This window comes from Bacillus sp. PDNC022, assembly GCF_016919285.1.
In the GTDB taxonomy this organism is placed as follows: domain Bacteria; phylum Bacillota; class Bacilli; order Bacillales; family Bacillaceae; genus Bacillus; species Bacillus safensis.
Window position 1 is genome coordinate 293,972 of sequence record NZ_CP070345.1, and the last position, 24,666, is coordinate 318,637.

General features: G+C 42.7%; 29 protein-coding genes, 1 riboswitch and 1 other annotated feature (1 of these 31 running past the window's edge). Of the genes, 22 read left to right on the forward strand and 7 right to left on the reverse strand.

Annotated features, from left to right (window positions below; translation table 11 throughout):
* Positions 1-58 (forward strand) — a sequence feature (ribosomal protein L21 leader region); it begins 15 nt to the left of the window's first position.
* Positions 59-70: 12 nt separating this feature from the next.
* The 7 genes from rplU (at position 71) to pheA (ending at position 4,585) form a co-directional block, all read left to right on the forward strand.
* Positions 71-379, forward strand: a complete 309-nt coding sequence (gene rplU, locus JVX94_RS01540; protein WP_003216781.1) for a 50S ribosomal protein L21 — start codon at positions 71-73, stop codon at positions 377-379.
* Positions 380-393: 14 nt separating this feature from the next.
* Positions 394-732: a ribosomal-processing cysteine protease Prp gene (locus tag JVX94_RS01545; RefSeq protein WP_034279847.1), complete on the forward strand. Its 339-nt coding sequence runs from the start codon at positions 394-396 to the stop codon at positions 730-732.
* A 12-nt stretch (positions 733-744) separates the two neighbouring features.
* Positions 745-1,029, forward strand: a complete 285-nt coding sequence (rpmA, locus tag JVX94_RS01550) for a 50S ribosomal protein L27 (protein WP_003216586.1) — start codon at positions 745-747, stop codon at positions 1,027-1,029.
* 258 nt (positions 1,030-1,287) lie between these two features.
* On the forward strand, positions 1,288-1,881 hold the full coding sequence (locus tag JVX94_RS01555) for a sporulation initiation phosphotransferase B (RefSeq protein WP_111292133.1): 594 nt from the start codon (positions 1,288-1,290) through the stop codon (positions 1,879-1,881).
* Between the two features lie 21 nt (positions 1,882-1,902).
* The gene (gene obgE / locus JVX94_RS01560; RefSeq protein ID WP_144471272.1) at positions 1,903-3,189 is read left to right on the forward strand and encodes a GTPase ObgE; all 1,287 of its coding nucleotides are present in this window, start codon (positions 1,903-1,905) and stop codon (positions 3,187-3,189) included.
* 55 nt (positions 3,190-3,244) lie between these two features.
* On the forward strand, positions 3,245-3,688 hold the full coding sequence (locus JVX94_RS01565; protein ID WP_008342790.1) for an ACT domain-containing protein: 444 nt from the start codon (positions 3,245-3,247) through the stop codon (positions 3,686-3,688).
* 18 nt (positions 3,689-3,706) lie between these two features.
* Positions 3,707-4,585, forward strand: a complete 879-nt coding sequence (gene pheA, locus JVX94_RS01570; RefSeq protein ID WP_024423155.1) for a prephenate dehydratase — start codon at positions 3,707-3,709, stop codon at positions 4,583-4,585.
* A 23-nt stretch (positions 4,586-4,608) separates the two neighbouring features.
* On the opposite strand, the gene JVX94_RS01575 is transcribed toward pheA, so the two are convergent.
* Positions 4,609-5,151: a transcription repressor NadR gene (locus tag JVX94_RS01575; protein WP_095409199.1), complete on the reverse strand. Its 543-nt coding sequence runs from the start codon at positions 5,149-5,151 to the stop codon at positions 4,609-4,611.
* Positions 5,152-5,154: 3 nt separating this feature from the next.
* Complete coding sequence (locus JVX94_RS01580) at positions 5,155-6,297, reverse strand: IscS subfamily cysteine desulfurase (protein ID WP_205184341.1); 1,143 nt, start codon at positions 6,295-6,297, stop codon at positions 5,155-5,157.
* Positions 6,298-6,391: 94 nt separating this feature from the next.
* On the opposite strand from JVX94_RS01580, the gene nadB reads away from it, so the two are divergent.
* The 5 genes from nadB (at position 6,392) to JVX94_RS01605 (ending at position 12,244) form a co-directional block, all read left to right on the forward strand.
* Positions 6,392-7,966 (forward strand): L-aspartate oxidase, encoded by a 1,575-nt coding sequence (gene nadB, locus JVX94_RS01585; protein WP_205184344.1) that lies wholly within the window; start codon positions 6,392-6,394, stop codon positions 7,964-7,966.
* On the forward strand, positions 7,948-8,811 hold the full coding sequence (nadC, locus tag JVX94_RS01590) for a carboxylating nicotinate-nucleotide diphosphorylase (RefSeq protein ID WP_205184347.1): 864 nt from the start codon (positions 7,948-7,950) through the stop codon (positions 8,809-8,811). Before nadB ends, nadC begins: the two co-directional genes overlap by 19 nt.
* Complete coding sequence (gene nadA, locus JVX94_RS01595) at positions 8,798-9,907, forward strand: quinolinate synthase NadA (protein WP_205184350.1); 1,110 nt, start codon at positions 8,798-8,800, stop codon at positions 9,905-9,907. The genes nadC and nadA overlap by 14 nt, the downstream gene beginning before the upstream one ends.
* Positions 9,908-10,038: 131 nt before the next feature.
* Positions 10,039-11,295 carry a SafA/ExsA family spore coat assembly protein gene (gene safA / locus JVX94_RS01600; RefSeq protein ID WP_205184353.1) on the forward strand — a complete coding sequence of 419 codons (1,257 nt, stop codon included), beginning with the start codon at positions 10,039-10,041 and terminating at the stop codon, positions 11,293-11,295.
* A gap of 334 nt (positions 11,296-11,629) precedes the next feature.
* On the forward strand, positions 11,630-12,244 hold the full coding sequence (locus tag JVX94_RS01605; protein WP_205184356.1) for a YhcN/YlaJ family sporulation lipoprotein: 615 nt from the start codon (positions 11,630-11,632) through the stop codon (positions 12,242-12,244).
* Between the two features lie 46 nt (positions 12,245-12,290).
* Here JVX94_RS01605 and JVX94_RS01610 read toward each other — a convergent pair whose 3' ends face one another.
* Positions 12,291-12,923 carry a LysE family transporter gene (locus JVX94_RS01610; RefSeq protein ID WP_024423148.1) on the reverse strand — a complete coding sequence of 211 codons (633 nt, stop codon included), beginning with the start codon at positions 12,921-12,923 and terminating at the stop codon, positions 12,291-12,293.
* Between the two features lie 238 nt (positions 12,924-13,161).
* A riboswitch (TPP riboswitch) is annotated at positions 13,162-13,270 on the forward strand.
* A 126-nt stretch (positions 13,271-13,396) separates the two neighbouring features.
* Between JVX94_RS01610 and thiC the strand changes: the two genes are divergently transcribed.
* The gene (gene thiC / locus JVX94_RS01615) at positions 13,397-15,157 is read left to right on the forward strand and encodes a phosphomethylpyrimidine synthase ThiC (protein ID WP_205184359.1); all 1,761 of its coding nucleotides are present in this window, start codon (positions 13,397-13,399) and stop codon (positions 15,155-15,157) included.
* 34 nt (positions 15,158-15,191) lie between these two features.
* Here the strand turns inward: thiC and JVX94_RS01620 are convergent, their stop codons facing one another.
* Positions 15,192-15,338, reverse strand: a complete 147-nt coding sequence (locus JVX94_RS01620; RefSeq protein WP_162842506.1) for a hypothetical protein — start codon at positions 15,336-15,338, stop codon at positions 15,192-15,194.
* Positions 15,339-15,529: 191 nt separating this feature from the next.
* Between JVX94_RS01620 and JVX94_RS01625 the strand changes: the two genes are divergently transcribed.
* A complete protein-coding gene (locus tag JVX94_RS01625; RefSeq protein ID WP_008342761.1) occupies positions 15,530-15,712 on the forward strand; it encodes a hypothetical protein in 183 nt (60 codons plus the stop codon).
* Between the two features lie 203 nt (positions 15,713-15,915).
* Here JVX94_RS01625 and JVX94_RS01630 read toward each other — a convergent pair whose 3' ends face one another.
* Positions 15,916-16,560: a serine/threonine protein kinase gene (locus tag JVX94_RS01630; RefSeq protein WP_034279877.1), complete on the reverse strand. Its 645-nt coding sequence runs from the start codon at positions 16,558-16,560 to the stop codon at positions 15,916-15,918.
* Positions 16,561-16,799: 239 nt separating this feature from the next.
* On the opposite strand from JVX94_RS01630, the gene JVX94_RS01635 reads away from it, so the two are divergent.
* From JVX94_RS01635 to yajC, 7 genes are all read left to right on the forward strand, one after another.
* On the forward strand, positions 16,800-17,300 hold the full coding sequence (locus tag JVX94_RS01635) for an intercompartmental signaling factor BofC (protein ID WP_073979823.1): 501 nt from the start codon (positions 16,800-16,802) through the stop codon (positions 17,298-17,300).
* A gap of 148 nt (positions 17,301-17,448) precedes the next feature.
* Positions 17,449-18,054 (forward strand): Holliday junction branch migration protein RuvA, encoded by a 606-nt coding sequence (gene ruvA, locus JVX94_RS01640; RefSeq protein WP_111292124.1) that lies wholly within the window; start codon positions 17,449-17,451, stop codon positions 18,052-18,054.
* 11 nt (positions 18,055-18,065) lie between these two features.
* Positions 18,066-19,070, forward strand: coding sequence for a Holliday junction branch migration DNA helicase RuvB (gene ruvB / locus JVX94_RS01645; RefSeq protein WP_095409187.1), 1,005 nt, complete (start codon positions 18,066-18,068; stop codon positions 19,068-19,070).
* Entirely contained in the window at positions 19,063-19,263 is a 201-nt protein-coding gene (locus JVX94_RS01650; protein ID WP_142945542.1) for a DUF2905 domain-containing protein, read from the forward strand. Before ruvB ends, JVX94_RS01650 begins: the two co-directional genes overlap by 8 nt.
* A 34-nt stretch (positions 19,264-19,297) precedes the next feature.
* Entirely contained in the window at positions 19,298-20,326 is a 1,029-nt protein-coding gene (gene queA / locus JVX94_RS01655; RefSeq protein ID WP_205184362.1) for a tRNA preQ1(34) S-adenosylmethionine ribosyltransferase-isomerase QueA, read from the forward strand.
* Between the two features lie 31 nt (positions 20,327-20,357).
* The gene (gene tgt, locus JVX94_RS01660; RefSeq protein ID WP_024423141.1) at positions 20,358-21,503 is read left to right on the forward strand and encodes a tRNA guanosine(34) transglycosylase Tgt; all 1,146 of its coding nucleotides are present in this window, start codon (positions 20,358-20,360) and stop codon (positions 21,501-21,503) included.
* Positions 21,504-21,550: 47 nt separating this feature from the next.
* Positions 21,551-21,817, forward strand: a complete 267-nt coding sequence (yajC, locus tag JVX94_RS01665; RefSeq protein ID WP_003216659.1) for a preprotein translocase subunit YajC — start codon at positions 21,551-21,553, stop codon at positions 21,815-21,817.
* A gap of 49 nt (positions 21,818-21,866) precedes the next feature.
* Here the strand turns inward: yajC and JVX94_RS01670 are convergent, their stop codons facing one another.
* The gene (locus JVX94_RS01670) at positions 21,867-22,244 is read right to left on the reverse strand and encodes a TIGR04086 family membrane protein (RefSeq protein WP_048238998.1); all 378 of its coding nucleotides are present in this window, start codon (positions 22,242-22,244) and stop codon (positions 21,867-21,869) included.
* A gap of 152 nt (positions 22,245-22,396) precedes the next feature.
* Between JVX94_RS01670 and JVX94_RS01675 the strand changes: the two genes are divergently transcribed.
* Positions 22,397-23,059 carry a DUF421 domain-containing protein gene (locus tag JVX94_RS01675; protein ID WP_048238997.1) on the forward strand — a complete coding sequence of 221 codons (663 nt, stop codon included), beginning with the start codon at positions 22,397-22,399 and terminating at the stop codon, positions 23,057-23,059.
* Between the two features lies 1 nt (position 23,060).
* On the opposite strand, the gene spoVB is transcribed toward JVX94_RS01675, so the two are convergent.
* The gene (gene spoVB, locus JVX94_RS01680; protein WP_205184365.1) at positions 23,061-24,611 is read right to left on the reverse strand and encodes a stage V sporulation protein B; all 1,551 of its coding nucleotides are present in this window, start codon (positions 24,609-24,611) and stop codon (positions 23,061-23,063) included.
* Positions 24,612-24,666 lie beyond the last annotated feature (55 nt).

Sequence of the window (24,666 nt, forward strand, 5' to 3'; positions counted from 1 at the left end):
CGCGGAGCAGGTGCAAAGAGCCTATGGCCCCCTGTATTCGGCGAGTCTGAGTTTATTAGGAGGTGCAGAGATGTACGCAATTATCGAAACTGGTGGTAAACAAGTAAAAGTTGAAGAAGGTCAAACTGTTTATGTTGAAAAACTAGCTGCTGAAGCAGGTGAAACAGTAACTTTCGAAAACGTATTGTTTGTCGGCGGAGACACTGTCAAAGTGGGTAACCCTTCAGTTGCTGGAGCAACAGTAACGGCTAAAGTTGAAAAACAAGGTCGCGGTAAGAAAATTACTGTGTTCAAGTACAAACCGAAGAAAAACAACCACAAGAAACAAGGTCATCGTCAACCTTACACTAAAGTTGTTATCGAAAAAATCAACGCTTAAGGCGTGTGAGTGATATGATCAAAGCAACCATTACTCGGTCTTCAGCAGATGAAAGCATTACGTCTTTTCAGATGACTGGACATGCCGAGTTTGCTGAAAAAGGTCAGGATCTCGTTTGTGCAGGTGTATCTGCTGTTGTTTTCGGCTCAGTCAATTCAATTATTGCACTGACAGGATTGGACCCACTGCTCGATATTGGTGAAGAAGGCGGCTATTTCTCTTTTGAACTGCCAGCTGATACAGATCCAGTATCCTTTGAAAAAGCCCAGCTGCTTTTAGAAGGCATGGTCGTTTCCTTAGAGACAATTGAACGAGATTATCACGATTATGTGAGAATATCAACAAAAAAATAGGAGGTGAACTTCATGCTTAGATTAGATCTTCAATTTTTCGCATCTAAAAAAGGGGTAGGTTCTACAAAGAACGGACGTGACTCTGAGTCTAAACGTTTAGGCGCTAAACGTGCTGATGGTCAATTCGTAACTGGTGGTTCTATCCTTTATCGTCAACGTGGAACGAAAATCTATCCAGGTGAAAACGTTGGACGCGGAGGCGACGACACTCTTTTCGCTAAAATCGACGGAACGGTTAAATTCGAACGTTTCGGTCGTGACCGTAAAAAAGTGAGCGTATATCCTGCGGCACAATAATTGCTAAAAACTCCGGTCATTGACTGGAGTTTTTTTCACTTTTTACAAGCAGTACCTGAAGATGATAAAAGAAAATGCACTCCATAAATATCAAAGAACGTTTGCTGACTTTGCCTCATTTTCTCCTATACGATCAGAAAAAACAACCTTTCCTCACATAACTAGTGTTTTTCTATGCTGTCTTCTCTGTTATAATTCAGGGAGACATATTGATGATAAGACTCCTAAAAGAGAGACCAAACGATTGGGAGTGCGATAATGGAAGAGATACCAAGTAAAGAAAATGAAAAATTAACTCACGTTGCATTAACAAATGAATTGATCTATCTGCTCAGTCGTTCAAGACACGACTGGATGAATAAATTACAGCTGATCAAAGGCAACTTGACATTAGAAAAATATGACCGCGTGTTTGAAATTATAGAAGAAATGGTCATTGAAGCACAGCATGAATCCAAACTCTCAAATTTAAAAATTCCCCAATTGGCCTATTACTTTCTAACATTTAATTGGGAGTCGCATTTTATCACCTTAGAATATGAAGTGCTTGGTGAAACCCGAGACTTATCAGCATATGAATCGCAGCTGCTAACGGTATCACAGGAGTTGTTTTCGATATTCGATCAATCAGTTTGTCAAAAAACTGAAAATCATTTAACGGTCACTTTCCAAACAGATCATGAAGAAAATGATGTGATCTTATATTTTGATTTCCAAGGAAAATTAACAAGTTTGGATGCGTTAAATGCGTTTCATGACGCAAACTATCCATGTATGAGTATAACGCAATTTCATGTGACGCCTCATGAGTCCATGATTGAGCTTTGTTTGAGGCAAGAACGAGATATGTGATGCAGAGAAACGGAGGAAGTTATGTTTGTAGATCAGGTTAAAGTGTATGTTAAAGGCGGTGACGGCGGAAACGGTATGGTGGCGTTCCGTCGTGAAAAATATGTACCAAAGGGCGGCCCAGCAGGCGGCGACGGCGGAAATGGTGCAGATGTTGTATTCGAAGTAGACGAAGGACTCAGAACGTTAATGGACTTTCGTTATAAGCGTCATTTCAAGGCTGACCGCGGCGAGCACGGAATGAGTAAAAACCAGCATGGCCGAAATGCGGAAGAAATGATTGTCAAAGTTCCGCCGGGTACGGTTGTAACAGATGCAGAGACGGAACAAGTACTAGCTGACTTGACAGAGCATGGGCAGCGGGCTGTGATTGCCAAAGGCGGACGTGGCGGACGTGGAAATTCACGCTTCGCAACACCAGCAAATCCTGCACCACAGCTGTCTGAAAACGGTGAGCCAGGTAAAGAACGTGACGTCATCTTAGAATTAAAAGTACTTGCAGATGTTGGACTTGTTGGTTTCCCAAGTGTCGGGAAGTCAACGCTGCTTTCGATTGTCTCTTCTGCGAAACCAAAAATTGCGGATTATCATTTTACAACGCTTGTGCCGAACCTCGGAGTTGTTGAAACAGACGATAACCGAAGCTTTGTTATGGCGGATCTGCCAGGACTGATCGAAGGAGCGCACGAAGGCGTTGGCTTAGGTCATCAATTTTTACGTCATATTGAGCGTACACGTGTCATTGTCCATGTCATTGATATGTCTGGACTTGAAGGGCGTGACCCATACGAAGACTATGTGACGATTAATGAAGAGCTTGAGCAATACAATATGAGATTGACAGAGCGTCCGCAAATCATTGTTGCGAACAAAATGGACATGCCAGATGCAGCTGACAATCTAGCGGTATTTAAAGAAAAATTAACGGATGACTATAAAGTGTTCCCGATTAGCGCGATCACAAGAGAAGGGCTTCGTGAGCTCTTATTTGAAATCGCCAATCAGCTTGAAACAACACCGGAATTCCCGCTCTATAATGAAGAGGAGCTGTCGGATAACCGCGTGATGTACAGGTTTGATGAGGGCGATGCACCATTTGAGATCTCAAGAGATCCTGATGGCACGTTTGTGTTAACGGGTAAAGCACTTGAGCGGCTGTTTAAGATGACAGACTTCTCAAGAGATGAATCCGTTAAACGATTCTCTAGACAGCTGCGCGGAATGGGTGTCGATGATGCGTTGCGTGAGCGCGGTGCAAAAGATGGCGACATCATTCGTCTGCTTGAATTTGAATTCGAATTTATTGATTGATCAACAGGAGGGTCCAGACCATGGACTCTCCCGTTTTTAAAAGGGGAGAAAACAGGTGAAAGAAGAAACGTTCTATTTAGTAAGAGAGGATGTACTTCCAGATGCGATGCGAAAAACGCTTGAAGTCAAAAAGCTTCTCGATCGCAAAAAAGCGGATTCAGTTGCCGATGCTGTTCAAAAAGCGGATTTAAGCCGCAGTGCTTTTTATAAATACCGAGATGCTGTTTTTCCATTTTATACAATGGTGAAAGAGCAGATCATCACATTGTTTTTCCACCTTGAGGATCGGTCTGGGGCTTTGTCAAGACTGCTTCAAATTGTGGCTGACTCTGGCTGTAATGTGTTATCCATTCACCAAACGATTCCACTGCAAGGAAGAGCGAATGTCACCTTATCAATTAGTACAGCTGGTATGGCAGATGATATCAACACCGTCATGAATCAATTAAGAAAGCTTGAATTTGTCGAAAAAGTCGAAATTCTAGGTTCTGGGGCGTAAAAGGAGAGATCATAGCAGATGAAGCAATTAACTGTAGGTTATTTTGGACCAGAGGCAACATTTACTCATTTGGCCGTATGCTCTTGTTTTCCAAAAGATGCGGTGCAGCGTGCCTATGCAACGATTCCGCAATGTATGGATGCTGTGTCAAAGGGCGAAGTCGATTTGGCGGTCGTTCCACTTGAAAATGCACTCGAAGGATCTGTGAACTTAACGATTGATTATTTAATTCATGAAGAAGCGTTGTCCATTGTGGGGGAGATGACAGCACCAATTCGGCAGCATTTGCTTGTCCACCCATCAAGAGCGGAGAGCTGGGAGACGTTAGATGTCATTCAGTCGCATCCTCACGCGATTGCCCAGTGTCATCAATTTCTAAAAAAGCAGTACCCTCATATTCCTCATCGGCCAGTGGAATCAACAGGATATGCAGCAAAATACATCAGTGAGCATCCAGATGAAGCTGTTGGGGCTATTGCTAATGAAATTGCCGCAAAAACGTATGGTTTGACGATTGCGAAAAAAGACATTCATGATTATCCGCACAACCATACACGCTTTGTGATTTTACATAAAGATCCTAACGCATCGTTCCCAATGAATTCTGGTTTTTCATCAAAGCCAAAAACGACCATTGTGGTCAGTCTGCCTAAGGATGACCAATCAGGCGCATTGCACCGCGTGCTGTCTGCTTTTTCTTGGCGGAATCTTAACTTGTCAAAAATTGAATCTCGTCCGACAAAAACAGGTCTTGGACATTATTTATTTATTATTGATATTGAAAAAGAAATGGATGATGTCCTAGTCCCTGGTGCGATTCAAGAATTAGAAGCGATCGGCTGTGAGGTCAAGCTGCTCGGCAGCTATCAAACATATGAATTAACGAATGAAAAATAGTGTCCCGTGAGGACACTATTTTTTTAGTCTTTTATTAAAAATCCAGCATTATCCAGCGCTTGAATGGCTTGGTCAAGCTGCTTTTGGCTGTAAGAAGTGAGAGTATGCAGGTGCACGCCGTCTGTTAGTTCTGACAAGTAGGACGCGCCAGTGTTAGAAATATGATGGACAAAATCAGCGACTTGTTTCCGTGTGCTGACGCGAATAGAGGCCGTCAGTTCACCATAAACAGGGTGCTCAATGATCACATCTTTCACCGTCACTCCAAAGTCTACAATCAAGGTCAGTTCCTCTTCTGTACGAGCAGGATCATGCTTGCAGGCGATGATTTGTTCAATTTCTCTTTCTGGCGCATGCTGCGCTGCCATATACACATAGCCTTGGCTTGTGGCAATAATGGGTTCGTTTTTTGCTTTTAATAATGAAATATCTTGTACAATGACTTGTCGAGAGACAGCCGCTTTTTTAGCTAAAAAGCTCCCGGTAAGCGGTGTGTCTGTTTCTTTCAGCCACTCTAAAATGGCGGTTCTTCTTTCTTCGCCAATGAGTTTCCTCTCTTGCTCCACGTCCTAAGCTCCCTTCTTCTCCTTTTGCAAATGCTCAAAAGTATGCAAAAGCTGATCGATGTCATCTTTTGATGACTGCCATCCAAATGATAGTCGAATAAATTGTAGGGCATTACGATCTGATACACGCAATGCCTTCACAGCAGGGGAAGGATGATGATAACCAGAAGCACATGCGCTTCCAGTTGATAGACAAATCCCATGCCGGTTACATGCTAACATTACATATTGTCCTTCAAACCCTTCAAAAAAACAACCAATAATATGAGGCAGCGTGCGGCGATTGACATTGTCCTGAAGTGTACGAACAGGCAGCTGTCTTATTTTTAACTGCTGAAGAAAATAATCACGCAGCTGCTCATCTAATTTATGCTGTTCATCCAGCCTAAGCATCGTTTGTTCACTTGCGGCAGCAAAAGCACCGATACACGGAACGTTCACTGTCCCTGGACGTAAGCCATTTTCCTGAACTGCACCTCTATATAAAGGTTTCCAAGGAACATGTGCGCCCATATAAACGGCACCAGCACCTTTAGGAGCATACACTTTATGACTTGAGATGGACACGGCATCGACTCCAAGTTCTTTGATGGACACACGAATCTTTCCAAATGTTTGCACAGCATCTGTATGAAAAAGAATGTTTCTTTCTTTTAAAAGAGGCGCTAATTCAGCAAGCGGCTGGATAATCCCTGTTTCTGAATTGGCGTGCTGAATAGATACTAGTCCTGTTTCAGGTAATAATGCTTCTTTGAGAATGTCCTGTGTAATGATTCCATCCTGATTCGGTTCAATGATCGTGACTTTTACGCCAAGCTGCTCTAAGCTGCTAACTGCATGATGAACAGAAGGGTGCTCAACTGAAGTTGTGATGACATGCTGTTGATGTGCTGACAGCCCATTGATGATCGATTGAATCGCAAGGAGATTGGATTCAGTTCCACCGCTTGTAAAGTAGACCCCATCTGGTTCACCCTCGATTATGGCAGCGAGTGATTGTCTGCTGTAAGTCAATATGTCATTTGCTTTTCCCCCAGCATCATGAAGACTGCTTGCATTTCCGTAGAAATTTTTACTTAGCTGCTCAAAAACATGCAATGCTTCCTCTGAAACAGGTGTAGAAGCTGCGTAATCTAAATAAACCAACCCATCCATCTCCCGTGTAAAATTTTTTTCTTGTATTTATTTTAGTGTTGTGTAATGATATGTGTCAAGACAGGTGTAAATGACAGGAGGGGCGATGGTGTCATCAATCAAAAAAGTTATTGTGGTGGGATCAGGCATTGCAGCGCTTTCCTTTGCAAAAACCATTTCGAAAAGCTGCCAGGTCATCATGATGACAAAAAAACAATTTTCATCTAGTAATTCCATGCTGGCACAAGGAGGAATCGCTGCTGCCTTTTCAGCACATGATTCAGTTCAGCAGCATGTGCAAGATACACTAGCTGCCGGCTGTGACCACAATGATGAAAGAACCGTACAAGAAATCGTGAGACTTGGAAAACACCTTGTGGACCAGCTCGTAGCAGAAGGCTGTCCATTTGATCAAGATGAGATGGGAGAGCCGCAATTAGGCAAAGAGGGAGCTCACAGCACTCATCGCATCTTGCATGCGGGAGGAGATCAAACAGGCAAAACCCTTGTGCAGTATCTAAAAAGCCAGCTCGGCTCACATATTCATTTATACGAATATCATCATGTCATTGATCTATTGGTTCATGAAGGGACATGTACGGGTGTTGTATGGAAAGACGAGACAGGACACGTACATACAATGGCCGCAGATGCCGTTGTTTTATCAACTGGCGGCTGCGGCTCCCTATATGAGACAAACACAAATGATCCTTCTATAACAGGAGACGGGCTGATGATGGCCTATCGAGCCGGGGCGCAATTAGTGGATCTCGAATTTGTTCAATTCCATCCAACTCTTTTAACAATCGCTGGAAAAGCAGTTGGTCTCATTTCAGAGGCGGTGCGGGGAGAGGGAGCTTATTTAGAAGATGAAACAGGCAGGCGGATCATGAAAGGTATTCACCCACAAGCTGATTTAGCACCTAGAGATGTGGTCGCTAGAGCTATTTTTCATGAGCAGCAATTAGGTCATCAATTGTATCTTAACATCCATGAAATTCCGCATTTTTCAGCTCGTTTTCCAGCAATAGATGCGATGTGTCAGCGTGCAGGCGTCGATATGGCAAGCGGCAGGCTGCCAATTTCCCCCGGTATGCACTTTTTAATGGGCGGAATCAGCGTCAATGAATATGGAGAAACCACTGTTCCAGCGCTATTTGCCATTGGAGAAGCGGCCTGCACCGGCTTACACGGTGCGAATCGATTGGCGAGTAATTCCCTTCTGGAAGGTCTCGTGTTAGGCAGCAAAGCGGCACAGAGAATGAAGCAGCTGCCTAAACAGAAAGAAACCAGCTCATCTGTTTCTATCCGAGAAATATGGCAGGTCCCAATGATTTCAAAAGCTCAGCTTAGACAATGGATGACAACATATGCGGCCATTGTGAGAGATGAAAAAGGTTTACAGACTTTGCTTCATTCGTTGCAGCATGTCAATTTTCAGCAAATTAATGTGAAGGATATCACAAATGAACAGATCGAATTAAGCAATCAATGGGCATTAGCGGTTTGCCTTGCTAAATCTGCATTACTCCGTACAGAAAGCAGAGGGGGCCATTATCGAATGGATTATCCAGAGCGAAGCGATACGTTATGGCAGGGCAGGCAGATTGTTCATGAAAAAGGTCACGTTCATATCATGAAAAATGAAAGGATCGGTGCCAAATGGAACGTTTACAGTTAAAACAAATGCTCACTCATTTTTTCACAGAAGATATTGGCTTTGGAGATGTATCAGCTGATGCCATCTTTGGAGACAAGAAGGGAACAGCTTTTATCATTGCGAAACAATCTGGTGTATTGGCAGGATCACAAGTGATTGATCTAGGGTACCGCCTGTTGAATGAACAGATTCAAACTGAATTGTTTTTTCAAGAAGGTGATTTGATTCATTCTGGTGCTGTACTGGCGAAAATAAAGGGTCCAGTCAACGACTTATTAAAGGGAGAGAGGGTCATTTTAAATTTATTGCAGCGAATGACAGGTATCGCCACCTTAACACATGAGGCGGTGCAGCGATTAGGTGACCCGTCTATCACGATTTGTGATACGAGAAAAACAACACCAGGTTTGCGTATGTTAGAAAAATACGCAGTAAAGATAGGAGGTGGAAAAAATCATCGCTTTGGTTTATCGGATGGGGTAATGATTAAAGATAATCATATTGCCGCATGCGGTTCTATCCGTGAAGCTGTAGAGAAAGCAAGAGCATATGCCGGTCATATGGTGAAAATTGAAGTGGAAATTGAATCAGAAACGCAGCTAATGGAAGCCATTGAAGCAAAAGTGGATGTCATTATGTTTGATAACTGCTCTCCGGCCGAGGTAAAACGCTTTAAACAAATGACACCAGAGTCCATTCTGACAGAGGCTTCAGGGGGCATCACGCTAGAGACATTGCCAAGCTACAGGGGGACAGGAGTCGATCTTATTTCGCTTGGTTTTCTGACTCATTCTGCTACAGCATTTGATTTCAGTATGAATATGGAATTCAGTCATAAAGGGGGAACGACTCATGTCCATGCTTAATGTATTAGCCAATCAACATGCAGTCATGATGCCAGATGAATATAAACACCGCTCTGAAGATGAGATGAAGCAGCGAGTGTTAGACATTAAGCGGGCTTTTGGCTCAAAGCTTTTTATACCGGGCCATCATTATCAAAAGGATGAGGTCATCGAATTTGCAGATGCAACAGGAGATTCATTGCAGCTGGCACAAATCGCTGCTGACAATCACGAGGCTGAATACATTGTGTTCTGCGGTGTTCACTTTATGGCAGAAACGGCAGATATGCTGTCAAACAAGAATCAAAGCGTCGTATTGCCAGATATGAGGGCAGGCTGTTCAATGGCAGATATGGCAAATATGAAACAAACAGACAGAGCATGGGAGCAGCTCACTGAACTCTTTGGGGATACAATACTTCCGCTTACGTATGTCAATTCAACAGCAGATATTAAAGCATTTGTCGGCAAGCATGGCGGGGCGACTGTTACTTCGTCAAACGCTAAAAAAGTACTCGAGTGGGCGCTGACACAAAAAGAACGGATTCTGTTTCTCCCTGATCAGCACCTAGGGCGTAATACAGCATTTGATTTAGGTATTCATCTAGAGGAAATGGCTGTGTGGGATCAGATAGAAGAAAAGCTCATCACCGATCAGCCGCTTTCCCGTATTAAGATGATTTTATGGAAAGGCCATTGCTCCGTACATGAGAAATTTACTGTTCGAAATATAGAAGAAATGAGAAAAAAAGACCGTGACATTCAAATTCTTGTTCACCCTGAATGCACGCATGAGGTCGTAAGGGCTTCTGACCTAGCAGGTTCAACGAAATTTATTATTGATACGATTAAACAGGCACCAGCAGGAAGCAAATGGGCAATTGGAACAGAGATGAATTTAGTCAAACGGATCATAGCGCAGCACCCAGATAAACAAATTGAATCCCTCAACCCAGATATGTGTCCATGCTTGACTATGAACCGGATTGATCTGCCTCATTTGCTATGGTCACTTGAAAGCATTGAGAAGGGTCAGCCGGCCGGGTTGATACAGGTCAATGAAGACATCACGAAAGACGCTTTGCTTGCACTCGAGAAAATGCTCGCCATTAAATAATGAATCAGCCCCTCCTATCAGAAAACAAGTTTTTATCATATCGGCTTGTAAATAGGCATAAATTTATGTTGAAACATATTGTACTTCTGACATAACCGTTACGTTCACGTTTTGCATAGGAGGGGAAAACGTTGAAAATTCATATTGTGCAAAAAGGAGACTCCCTTTGGAAAATTTCAAAGAAATATGGAGTCGACTTTCAAGAATTGAAAAAACTAAATTCACAGCTCAGTAATCCTGATTTGATCATGCCAGGTATGAAGATTAAGATTCCATCTAGTGGTGTTCCTGTGAAAACAGATCATCACAAAGTAAAAGAAATGCCAAAAACGAAAGAACATCCGTATGTGAAAGAAAAGCCAAAAGATGTCGTGCAAGTGCAAGATACGAAACCGAAGGAAAAGCCAAATGAACCGGTACCTTATGTACCGCCAGTGCCAAAGATCGAACAGCCAGTTTTTCCGCAAGTCGATGTGAACTATTATCAGACCAATCTCTACCAGCCATTCACGCCTCCTCCCAAAAAAGATCATCACGAGAAAAAAGATCACGTTCATGACAAAAAGGATCACAAAGATCATTTTCATCATGAAAATAAAGACCATAAAGATAACAAGGGTCATGTCCATCATGAAAATAAGGAACATAAAGATCACAAGGACCATTTTCATCATGAAAATAAAGGTCATCTAAAAGATGAAGTGGCAAAGGGGTATGATCCGTTTATTCATATTCCGCATCAAAAGGAGGAGGGAAAAGATATGGAGCACAGCAATTACCCAAATCTTCCTAACTTCCCGCAAATGCCAAATGTGGGAGGGGCAGCGGTAGGAGGAATAGCTGAAAATAAGGAGCATCATCACCAGCACCATCATCATGAACCATATGATCCTTATTATGGTTATGGTCATTACATGCCAGCAATGTATCCATATCCGCAGCAAATGGTGCCGGCATCGCCAATCTTACCGGGATCAGGCCTATGTTATCCTATCCAGCCATATTATCACCATCACATGATGCCATATCCATATCCGGCTCATTCGTATTATCCTGCGTATCAAGCGCCAGCTTACTATGGAGAAAATCTTGAGCATCATGCAAACGACGGACATCACTGGCATCACCATATGCATTCAAACGCCAACGCCAACGCCAACGCAAATGCCAACGCAAATCAAGGCTTCTATCCCAACGTTTCAAATGCAGCATATGGCAAGGAAGACTGCGGATGCGATGATGGCATGAAGCATCATCAGCCTTGGCCGGGACATTATCCGAATCCTGTTCCTTATGGCCAAATGGGGGCTTATCCAGCTCAGCCTTATATGCAGCCATATCCAGGTCAATCCGTTTTTGCAAGGCCGGAGGAAGAAGAAGAAGATTAATGACAGAAGGAACGATGTCAATCGTTCCTTTCGGCGTGTAGACAAACCCTCGCATTCGGTGTCAGGTCTGTGCGCCGGTGCTCTCGAATGTCAAATTCGCTCCGTTCCGGTACTCGCCCTTCCTAGGGCTGCAAAGGTTTTCTATTACGCTGAAAAGAAGACAAAGGGCTAAAATCAAGAACATTTTAGCCCTTTGTCACCAATCAGAAGGAACGATCTCAATCGTTCCTTTTTTTGTTTATAACTGACAGCTTGATTTTTCTCCTAACTGTACATGCTAAAACAGAGCCTGTTTCGCGCTCATGAGTTTGAATTTGTACAGGGGGTTTTTCGTTTGCAAAAATGGCAAAAAACAATCGCATTAGTGCTTCTTCCTATTGGTTTAACGGCATGTGGTGCAAATAATAACGCAGGTGTCGATACACGTCATAATCAATCAGGCCAGCCGGTTGGTTATCATTCGAATCAACGAGCGGAAGACAACAACCAAGATCATCAAGGACCAGTTTCTGAACTCATGGAGGGAATGAACGGTAGAAATACAACGAATGTTGATTACCGTACACGTCCTCAAGCTGATGATCGAATGCCTCTCACAGGTGGAGATGGACGCTACAGTCATGGAGATATGAACTATCATAACCAAATGTCGTTCTCAGGCTACGATAAACAAGAGAACATCCAGCGTTCAAGAAAAATTGCCAACCGCGTCAACAAAATGAATCACGTGGCAGACTCTCAAGTTATGGTGACGGATGAGAATGTGTATATTGCCATTAAATCAGATGGCCGCCTGACGTCAGAAGGCGTATCACAAGTAGAAGAAGCAGCGACTCGTTATGCGGATGGAAGAGCAGTCCAAGTCATAAAAGATGAAGGTGCATTCACACGCTTTAGAGATATGAGAAGAACGCAATTTGAAACAGGTCAAACAGGCATGACCCGGTAGTTTGACATCGAAAAGGCTAAAGTTCATCACGAACTTTAGCCTTTTCTTAAAAATAAACCTTGATGCCTATATAAAATTCGTAAAAGAAATAACAGCCAAACCCTAGTAATAAAATACCAGCAATAATGGATGTCCACTTGATCATCGTCCGATTCATCACTTTTCTTGTTAAGGATACAAGTGTGAGAAGACCGATGTCATGAAGGAGAATCCCTGCCAAAATACCGCCGGCAGCCAGCATAAATTCAGATGAATCTGTTTTTGTATAAGCATCCGCAAGTACAGCACCAAAAACAGAAACCCAGAACACAAGATTTCCAGGAGATACCGCCACGAGCAAGCCATTTCGATATGTTTTCGCGAATGATTTATTGACCTTTTCTCCTGCTAAATGGATATCTTGATCCGCATTTTTAATGGAATCGTATGCGAGAATCATTAAGAATACAGCTCCGATCAGCCAGAGCGGGATTTGAACAAACGGCAAAGATAAAAACTGAGCAAATCCAGCATATAAAGCCAAGATGAGTAATAAGTCTATGGTCATACCGCCTGCTCCGACAGTTAAACCATGAAAGAATCCGTTTTTCAGTCCCTGTTTTGTCATTTCAACCGTGATTGCTCCAACAGGCAGAGCAATTGAGAATCCTACGACGATAAATGTGAGAAATGTTTGCAATCGACTAGAACTTCCTTTGATTAATGAATTGTATAAAAATTCTCCGTTTAGATTAATTATACATAATAGGAGAAAAGGATCAACGATTATTTCAAATTTAATTGAAATAAGAGGAACAGATTATGTATAGAAGTCTGTATATCAACATGGTCTATAAAGCTTGTAGGGGAAAGGAACTATTTTCCTGAATTCTCTTTTTTTCACGATGTCTCTATGCTACACTGATGTGGAAATCAATAAAAGTGACTAGGGGTGCCCGTAAATGGGCTGAGAGAGTAGCATAAGCTTCTTAACCCTTTGGACCTGATCTGGCTCGTACCAGCGTGGGGAAGTTGAAGATGATGCATGGATCATATCAATGATATGCATGTTTATTTCTGACGACGAAACCAGGTTCTTTAAATAGAGCCTGGTTTTTTGCTGGTGCTGATTCCATCCTGTCCGGTGACAAGAAGAAAAGGAGAGAACAGCAAATGAAAGAAAAGAAAAGTGTCCCATCCAACCAATCATTATTATCCAGCTTTGACGGCAGCCAAAAGGTGTATGAGAAAGGGTCAAGACCCGATATCTTAGTGCCAAAAAGAGAGATTACGCTCTCACATACTGTGACAGAAGCGGGCGACATTCAAAATGAACCAGTCCGCGTATATGATACAAGTGGACCGTACACCGATGAGAACGTTCATATTGACGTCACAAAGGGATTAAAGCGCCTTAGGGCAGCATGGATTGAAGAAAGAGGAGATACAGAAAGCTATGAAGGGCGTCATGTAAAACCGGAAGATAACGGATATCGTTCAAGGGAGAAGGAGTCCTTCCATTCTATCCAGACTGATTTTCATCATATACCGCTCCGCGCGAAACAAGGAGCGCGCGTGACGCAAATGCATTATGCCAAAAAAGGCATCATTACGCCTGAAATGGAGTTTATCGCAATAAGAGAAGAGCTAAGCCCTGAGTTCGTTAGAGAGGAAGTAGCGAGCGGAAGAGCCGTCATTCCTTCGAACATTAACCATCCTGAAAGTGAACCAATGATTATCGGAAGGAATTTTCATGTCAAAATCAATGCGAATATTGGCAATTCAGCTGTCACATCATCCATTGATGAAGAGGTAGAAAAGATGACGTGGGCGATCAGATGGGGGGCAGACACAATGATGGATCTGTCTACTGGAAAGGATATTCATACAACGAGAGAATGGATCATTCGGAATTGCCCAGTCCCAGTAGGAACCGTTCCTATCTATCAGGCCCTTGAAAAAGTGAATGGAGTCGCAGAAGATTTGACGTGGGAAGTGTATAGAGACACATTAATTGAACAAGCAGAGCAAGGTGTAGACTATTTCACGATTCATGCGGGCGTGCTATTAAGATATATTCCGCTGACAGTCGATCGGGTGACCGGAATTGTTTCAAGAGGCGGTGCGATTATGGCAAGATGGTGTCTTGCTCATCATCAAGAGAATTTCCTCTACACCCACTTCGAAGACATTTGTGAAATTATGAAAACGTATGATATCGCCTTTTCTCTTGGAGATGGACTTAGACCAGGCTCGATTGCTGATGCCAATGATGAGGCGCAGTTTGCAGAGCTTGAAACGTTAGGTGAATTAACAGAGATCGCTTGGAAACATGATGTGCAAGTAATGATTGAAGGGCCCGGACATGTCCCAATGGATAAAATCAAAGAGAATGTGGACAAGCAAATGGACATTTGCAAGGAAGCACCATTTTATACGTTAGGGCCACTTACAACAGATATCGCGCCGGGGTATGATCACATTACATCCGCCATCGGCGCTGCCATGATCGGCTGGTACGGAACAGCCATGCTGTGCTATGTAACGCCAAAAGAGCATTTAGGTCTGCCGAACAAAGAAGATGTGAGAGAAGGCGTGATCGCCTATAAAATTGCCGCACATGCCGCTGATCTAGCAAAAGGACATCCTGCTGCTCAAAAGCGTGATGATGCATTATCAAAAGCGAGATTTGAATTTAGATGGCGGGACCAATTCCACTTGTCTCTGGATCCAGAAAGAGCCTTGGCGTTCCATGATGAAACATTGCCTGCTGAAGGCGCTAAGACCGCTCACTTTTGCTCGATGTGCGGACCGAAGTTTTGCAGTATGAAAATTTCCCATGATATCCGCAATCAATCTGAAGAAGTGAAAAGAGAGATGGAAAAGAAGGCGAAGGAGTTTGTCAGCCAGGGAAGTCAAATTTATCAGCCCTAAAAAAGAACCTCGCACGATGCTGTGCGGGGTTTTATCAAACGGCTGAAAAGGCTTTTCTTAAAAGGTGAAAAAATGCCTTTGCTGCATATGCCATCATGTCCACACTCGGAATGAGAGCATCTGTTAAATGAAAAAAGACTGTTTGTTTTTCTGGAGATGTTCGTTTCTTTTTCTGCTTCATCAAGGGCAGCCTCCTTTTTAACCAATATACTTCTTTGCAGATCTGAGAGATAGATATGTTGTGTGAATTTAAACAAAATTTAAACTTCTTGGGTTTGAATGGAAACAAGGAGGGGAAACGAGTTGAATAGAGAATGAATGAAAAGAGCTGATCTTTTTGACCAGCGAACAAGAAGAGTGGAAGGTGATCTTATGATGAAAGTATTTAAGGTAACATTTCATATGAACAATGGGGAAGTGCTTGATTTCGAGCTAAAACGCCCAGCTACCTATGATGTGTATAAAAAAATTGAAGAAGCCAATCATTGGTTTAAGCTGAATAATGAAATCATTAACCTATTAAACGTCAATAGTATCCATGTAGAAACAGAATAACAACAGAAAGCCGCTCGGAGAGAGCGGATTCAGATTTTAGCCCTTTGTCTTCTTTTCAGCGTGATAGAAAACCTTTGCAGTCTAGGAAGGACGAGTACCGGAGCGGAGCGAATATGACATTCGTGAGCACCGGCACGCAGGACTGACACCGAATGCGAGGGTTTGTCTACGCGCAGAAAGCCGCTCTCTTTGAGCGGCTTTCATTATGCAGAAAAATCATTTCGATTATTAAGCTGCCCGCGGGACAGCCAGTTCTTTTTATACAAATAAGCAATCACTTCAAGCCACAGACGCGGTGCTTTTTTAGGGAAAAAAGGTTTTTGGTAATAGGCATAAGCGGCTTTTAAATCATCCCATTGATGACATGCTTTCGTTTGCGTGAATCTGGCAACATCAATGACTCTGATCCGTCCTTCTTTTGTTAAGATCAGATTGCGCAGATGGATGTCAGAAGGATTCAATCCTTTCTCACGCGCTTCCTCCAGCGCATCATCGACTTGCTCAATCATTTGTTTTTTAATAGGAATTCCTTTTGTAAGGCATTCATAGAATGTGTAGCCTTTAATATATTCCATTAAAATATACTGATCCCCAGACTCATAAATCTCAGGGTAGTAAGACGAACCGGAAAGTTTTTCGTAAATGGCAGCCTCTTTGCGGGCAATATGCTGATAAGAAGGGAAAAAGACTTTTAGTGCCATTTTCTTGCCGTCTTTTTTGTATAAAAAGACATAGGCACTTCTTCCTTTGCCGCACAGTTCAAGCTCTGCCGGTTTATAGGCAAGCTTATGAAAACGTTTCTCTTCATGATACTGAATCGATTCGGCTAATCTTTTGACATCTGACATTGACTTCACCTTCTTTGGTTTCAGTTTATGCGGCTGAAAAACGAATGATGAAAAAACCGTGTCATTCGATAAAGCAATGGATTGTATAAAACATAACATTTACGAATGAAGGATACAACGAAAGACTCTTACCATACATTTGAATGATCGATTTGGTTAATGTTTAGAAAAATGGGTCAAACTACATATGTCATGCATCGATCTCATGTTCTAAAGAGGTGTAAATAGTGAAAGTGAAGATGAAATGTTTCGTTACAGGACTTATCATGACAAGTGTGCTTTTTTTCGCTGCGGATATGGAAGGAAAAGAACACTTGCAAAAGCAGTCAAACTCTATCACCGTCCAGCTTGAAAAAGTCTATCTTGATGGCGATGTGAGTATTGAAAGACACCGGGCATCATTAGAAGACAAAGACACATTCTGGGCGCAGTATAAAGGCTGGACGCTGGTAGAGCAAAAAGAGGATTTTGCCCTTTTTAGAAAGCAAATTGATGATATCTCTCCATTAAGTAAAGCAAATGGATATATCGGATTATCAGAGGACGGTGTGATTTCTACGTTTCATGGAAGGCCTGACGGCTGGGCGGAGCCTATTCATCTCTTTTTTCAAATTGATACGTCCCGTTTAGAAAGTCATGTGGAGAAGCAGCTTGAGCAAGGTATTCCTTTTCGAACGAAGGATGAATTTGAGCATGTGCTTGAAGTCATGAAGCCTTACCGAAATGAAATATCGTTTTAAAGCGTGTAACAGCTTGCTGGTGTGAAGGCCGCAAGCTGTTTTTCGTGGTTTCATCATAAAAATGTACTGAGCGAACGTATGTTAACTTTTATTGCGGTTTTCTCTTCGATTTATGTTACAATGAAGAACAGTCAAAGAGGTGAAAACGGTGATAGAGTTTGTAAAAGGGACCATTGATTATGTGTGCCCGCAATATGTTGTCATTGAAAACGGCGGAGTGGGATATCAAGTCTATACCCCAAACCCGTTTATCTATCGAGTAAATAAACAAGAAACGATTTATACGTATCATTACATAAAGGAAGACGCATTCTCGTTATACGGTTTTCAAACACGAGAAGAAAAAGCGCTGTTCACAAAACTGTTAAATGTCACAGGAATTGGGCCAAAGGGTGCACTCGCCATCCTTGCTTCCGGTGATCCTGGCGCTGTCATTTCAGCAATAGAACGTGAAGATGAAGCGTTCCTGATTAAATTCCCTGGAGTGGGCAAAAAAACAGCACGTCAAATCATTCTGGATCTAAAAGGAAAACTTGCAGATGTAGTGCCAGAAATGATTGGCAACTTATTTAATCACGAGGATCACATTCAGGTTGAAACGCAGCAAACTGCATTAGATGAAGCGATTGAAGCCTTAAGTGTTCTTGGATACGGTGATCGTGAAATCAAAAAGGTTCTTCCATTATTAAAAGAAGAAAAGAATCTCACAACCGATCAATATGTGAAAAAAGCTTTACAAAAAATGTTGAAATAGGGTGATGTCTCATGGATGAACGGCTCGTCTCAACTGAAGCAGACAACCATGAATCAGCCATTGAGCAAAGTCTGCGGCCACAGACACTTAGCCAATATATCGGTCAGCAAAAAGTAAAGGATAACCTCAGCGTATTTATTGAAGCTGCCCGCATGAGGCAGGAAACGCTTGATCACGTCCTTTTATATGGACCTCCTGGACTTGGGAAAACAACGCTTGCGTCGATCATTGCCAATGAAATGAATGTTCAGCTGCGTACAACGTCAGGACCAGCGATTGAGCGTCCTGGTGATTTGGCGGCCATCTTAACATCTCTTGAGCCAGGTGATGTATTGTTTATTGATGAAATTCACCGCTTGCAGCGCTCAATTGAAGAAGTGCTGTACCCAGCAATGGAGGATTTTTGTTTAGATATTGTCATTGGAAAAGGAGATACAGCACGCTCTGTACGGCTTGATTTACCGCCATTTACGCTTGTAGGTGCAACGACCCGTGTCGGGCTGTTAACAGCGCCGCTTCGTGATAGGTTTGGGGTACATGCAAGATTGGAATACTATGAGCAAAGAGATTTGGCTCACATTGTGGCAAGAACAGCCGAACTGTTTGAGATTGGGATTGATCTTCGCTCAGCCGAAGAGATTGCGAGACGTTCCCGGGGAACACCGAGGGTAGCCAATCGTTTGCTCAGAAGAGTAAGAGATTTTGCGCAGGTGCTTGGGAATCATGCCATTACGCAGGACATTGCGGAAGATGCCCTTGAGCGTCTTCAAGTCGACAGACTGGGCCTCGACCATATCGATCATAAGCTTCTTTTAAGTATGATTGAAAAATTTAGAGGCGGTCCTGTTGGGCTTGATACAATCTCAGCGACAATTGGAGAAGAATCACATACGATTGAAGATGTGTACGAACCGTATTTACTGCAAATTGGTTTCCTGCAAAGAACACCAAGAGGACGAGTCGTCACAAGAGAAGCGTATGAACACTTTCAAATGGAGGTTCCGATTCGTGACTGAATTCCCTAAAATATTGATGATTTTAGGTGGTGTCCTTTTTGCCGCAGGATTAATATTTCAATTGGTTGGTAAGCTTCCAGGTGATATTTTTGTGAAAAAAGGAAATGTGACGTTCTTTTTTCCTGTGATCACTTGCATTGTCATTAGCATCGTGCTCACGATATTACTGAATATCTTTGGACGGATGAAATAACGTTAACTAGTTAACTACAGAATAGGTGAAGGAAATGAAGTTAGAACTATTTGATTTTGATTTACCAGAAAGATTAATTGCACAAGTACCGCTTGAAAAACGTGACGCATCAAGACTGATGGTCTTAAACAAACAAACGGGTGAAGTGACACACGATACATTCTCACAAATTACCGATTATTTTCAAACGGGTGATTGCCTCGTTTTAAATAATACACGCGTTCTGCCGGCACGGTTGTTTGGAATGAAAGAGGATACAGGTGCAAAAGTTGAACTTCTTCTCTTAAAACAAGAGGAAGGAGACAAATGGGAAACACTTGTAAAACCAGCCAAACGAGTGAAAAAAGGAACAGTGATCACATTTGGTGATGGACGGCTTCAAGCGGTATGTACAGAAGAATTAGAACATGGCGGAAGAAAAGTTGAGTTTCAGTATACCGGCATTTTTTATGAAGTCCTTGAATCCCTTGGGGAAATGCCGCTACCTCCTTATATTAAAGAACAGCTTGACGATCGTGAACGCTATCAAACCGTTTATTCAAAAGAGGTCGGCTCCGCTGCTGCGCCAACTGCCGGTCTCCACTTTACAACCGAGCTGTTGGATGCGCTGAAAGCGAAAGGTGTACACATTGCTTTCATTACGCTGCACGTTGGGCTTGGTACGTTTCGTCCGGTAAGTGCAGAACGTATTGAAGAACACGAAATGCACGCAGAGTTTTATGAAATGAATGAAGAAACAGCTGATGAGCTTAATCGCGTTCGCAAGGAAGGCGGGCGGATTATTTCAGTCGGCACGACATCGACAAGAACGCTTGAAACCATTGCAAGTGCACATGATGGTGAGTTCAAAGCTTCAAGCGGCTGGACGTCGATCTTTATTTACCCTGGCTACACATTCAAGGCAATTGATGGCATGATCACGAATTTCCATCTGCCAAAATCCTCGTTAATTATGCTTGTCAGCGCATTAGCTGGACGAGAGAACGTACTAAAAGCGTACAATGAGGCTGTGAAAGAGGAATACCGATTCTTCAGCTTTGGCGATGCCATGCTGATTCAATAACATCATACAACAAAGACAGGAGGGCTCATTTTTGTCGCAATTACCGATACGTTATGAGTTCATTAAATCATGCAAACAAACAGGTGCACGTCTTGGCCGCGTTCATACACCGCACGGCTCCTTTGAAACACCTGTATTTATGCCAGTAGGGACACTGGCTACAGTCAAAACAATGGCGCCTGAAGAATTAAAGGCAATGGATGCAGGCATCATCTTAAGCAATACGTACCACCTATGGCTCCGTCCAGGTCACGATATCGTAAAAGAAGCAGGCGGTCTGCACAAATTTATGAACTGGGATCGAGCCATTCTAACAGATTCAGGCGGGTTCCAAGTTTTTTCATTGAGTGAATTTAGAAAAATTGAAGAAGAAGGCGTTCACTTCCGTAATCATTTAAACGGAGACAAGCTGTTCCTATCTCCTGAAAAAGCCATGGACATCCAAAATGCACTTGGCTCTGATATTATGATGGCATTTGATGAATGCCCGCCGTATCCTGCAGAGTACGATTACATGAAACGTTCTGTGGAGCGGACAAGCAGATGGGCAGAGCGCTGTCTAACAGCGCACCAGCGTCCAGAGGATCAAGGACTGTTTGGGATTGTCCAAGGCGGAGAATACGAAGAGCTTCGAAAACAAAGTGCAAAAGACCTTGTTTCACTTGATTTCCCAGGCTACGCCATCGGAGGCTTATCTGTAGGGGAACCAAAAGATGTGATGAATCGTGTACTAGAGTTCACAACACCATTTTTACCGGCAGACAAGCCGAGGTACCTAATGGGTGTCGGCTCGCCAGATTCCTTAATTGATGGCGCCATTCGCGGAGTAGATATGTTTGATTGCGTACTGCCAACGCGAATTGCAAGAAACGGTACCTTGATGACAAGTGAAGGCCGTCTTGTTGTGAAAAATGCAAAATATGAGCGTGACTTTAGACCAATCGATGAAAACTGTGACTGCTATACATGTAAAAACTACACACGCGCCTATATTAGACATCTCATCCGAACAAATGAAACGTTCGGAATTCGATTAACAACTTATCATAATCTTCATTTTCTGTTAAAATTAATGGAGCAAGTGAGAGAAGCTATCCGTGAGGATCGTTTAGGTGATTTTAAAGAAGAGTTTTTTGAGCGTTATGGCTTTAACAAACCGAATGCGAAAAACTTTTAACGCATAAACGAAAGGCTTTACAATGCTTTAGAAAGGGGTGAAATAGAATGGATGGTGGTATGGGTTCAATCATTATGATTGTTGTCATGTTTGCTGTGCTTTACTTCTTGTTAATCCGTCCACAGCAAAAGCAACAGAAAGCTGTGCGTCAGATGCAGCAATCTTTATCAAAAGGCGATAAAATCGTCACAATCGGTGGATTACACGGTGAAATCGACTACATTGATGAATCAAAAGTGGTCATCAAAACAAGCGAAAACAACCGTTTAACTTTCGATCGTCGTGCTATTAGAGAATTAGCTGACAAAGGCTAATCCTCCGATACATAGCCATAAAAAAAGAGCGATATGATTCGCTCTTTTTTTATTTGCCTCGAAGATTGACGCCAATCATTCCCCCAAGCATACAAATGCCTAAAAATGCCCCATGATAGATGAATTGCTCTGGTGAAAACGTTTTTCCAAACCCCAAATATTGAAATAAAAATACAGTGAGGGAAAAGATCATCGCCGTGATCGCACCAATTAGCCAGCCACGCTCCTTTGCTTTCCCGCCAGAAATGATGCCTCCTAATAGAAGGGCAGCAAAGGACAAAATCATAATCATCCATTTAAATGATGATTCCTGCATACTTGTGAATGTAAGCATGAGTGACACAAGTAAACTTGTGACAACCATCACGACAAAAATGGCAATTAAGCCGGATAAAATACCTTTTCCAATTTGTTTCGTTTCCTGCATGTAAATTCGTCTCCTCTCCAATTGAACGAAGCTTGTCTTTTACTAAAATGTATTCACAGTGAAGAAAAAATAGACATGTTTCAGACGTTTCTTTTCTACATAAATAAAGTGTTTTGACACAAGCTATGTTGGAGAAGGAGGGTTTACATCACATGCAGGACATCTTGATCATTTCCATGAGAACCATCATTTTATATTTTCTTATCTGGTTTATTTTTCGCTTAATGGGCAAAAGGGAAATTGGCGAGCTCAGTATTTTAGATCTAGTCATTTTTATGATGATCGCTGAAATTGCAGTTCTCGCCATAGAAGAAGTAGAGGATCACATGTTACATACGGTATGGCCAATCCTGCTGTTAACCTTCATTCAAATCACACTTGCCTACCTCTCATTGAAATTCCAAGGTGTCCGGCGCTTTCTTGACGGCAAACCGGCCTTGCTCATTATCAATGGGAAAATAGACGAGGGTGCGATGAGAAAACAGCGATACAATTTTGATGACCTGCTCATTCAATTAAGAGAAAATAACATCGACAGCATTCAGGATGTCTCTTATGCCATTTTAGAGCCGTCTGGCAAGCTCGCTGTTGTCGAAAAAGAAAACAAGCGCAAACATGCAGCGCTTGAGCTTCCACTTATTGCGGACGGTGTAGTGCAGCATGACCACCTGAAGCAAATCAATCAAAATGAACAGTGGCTGAAAGATGAGCTTGCTAAAAGAGGTTATCATGATATCGATCAAATCTCTTACTGCAGCTTTAATCAAAAAACGTTTTATATTGATTTGAAAGATGAAGTGATTAAAAAGAGATGAGCTAAAACAGCTTCCCGATGAACGGGATGCGGCGCAGCTCTTCTCGTTTCACTAGGCCAAGGCAGATTAATAGAATGACATACAACGTGCCCGTAACAAAGATGAGTGTCACAAGTTCAAGTGGAGCAGAAAAGAGTCCATTTACTTGAGACTTCAGCCAAAGGCTGACAGCCCCCGTACCGATAATCACAAGGACGCAGAGCCCATATTCCTTTAATGGTAAATGAATAGGCAGCACCTTTCCTACAGTTGCCGCATGGAGCAGTGTGACAAGGATGATGCCGATTAATATCGCAAGTGCTGCGCCCATAATGCCAAAGCCAGGCTGTGAAGCAAGGACAAAAATCATCCCTGTTTTTACAATAGCCCCAATCAGGCTGTTGGTCATCGCCGCACCAGCTAAATTGAGTGCTTGAAGCACGGCTTGAAGGGGCCCTTGAAAATAATATAGAAGAAAAAATGGTGCCATGAATTTCACATAAATGGCCGCGTGCGATGAACCATACATAAAGAGCGTTAAATCTTCTGCGTAAACGAAAAGAATAATACATGAAATGCCTCCGCTGAGTAAACAAAGGCGCATCGCCTGCTTCAGCCGGTATTCGACCGTTTTACGTTTGTTCTGTTCCATTCCTTCACTGATCGCCGGGACTAGTGCAGTGGAGAGTGAATACGTAATAAAACTAGGCAGTGTCAAAAGGGTCAGGGCAAGACCGGTCAACTCCCCGTACTGTCTTGTCGCCTCTACAGCCGCATAACCAGCAATGGCAAGACTTTGCGCGACAACAATCGGCTCTAAAAACCACGAAATATTCCCGATAAAACGGCTGCCTGTTGTTGGCAGGGCAATGCTCATCAGCTGCTTAAACGTGTCCTTCCCGTCATGAATCGCCTTAAAAAATCGTTTTCGAATACGAATGGTCTTTTTATAGCGAAAGGCAATCAGTAAGTAAGCAAGTGAAATCATCTCTCCAATCACAGATGAAATCATCGCACCTGCTGCCGCAAATTCAATCCCGTAAGGAAGGAAAGCCGTTGTACATACCGCCACTAGTGAAATTCTTGCGACCTGTTCCAGAACTTGAGACATCGCAAGCGGGCTCATCTGCTGTCTGCCTTGGAAATAGCCTCTTAACACACTGGAAATGGCGATGACTGGTACGACGGGGGTTATAGCAATCAGTGGATAGACCGTTCTAGGATCAGTCAGCATATTTTCTGCCATGATGGGCGCAAACCATAAAAAAAGCGGCGTGAATATCAGGCTGAGTGTTCCCGTTATCGCAAGGGACATGACCAGAATACGTTTTGTTTTCTGTTTGTCACCCCGGGCTTCTGCTTCTGCAACGAGCTTACTAATAGCGACAGGCAGTCCGAATTGCGTGAGCGTCACGGCGAGAAAAAAGGTGGGTGCAGCCATCATATAAAGCCCGACCCCTTCTTCGCCAATGAACCTCGCAATGACAATTCGATTGACAAAACCCAATATTCTCGTAATAAAACCTGCTAAAATTAAAATAATGGTCCCCTTTAAAAACGTTTGCTTCGTCAAATCACAGATCACCTGCCTTCTCAAACGACATAGAATCATATACAATAAGATATGC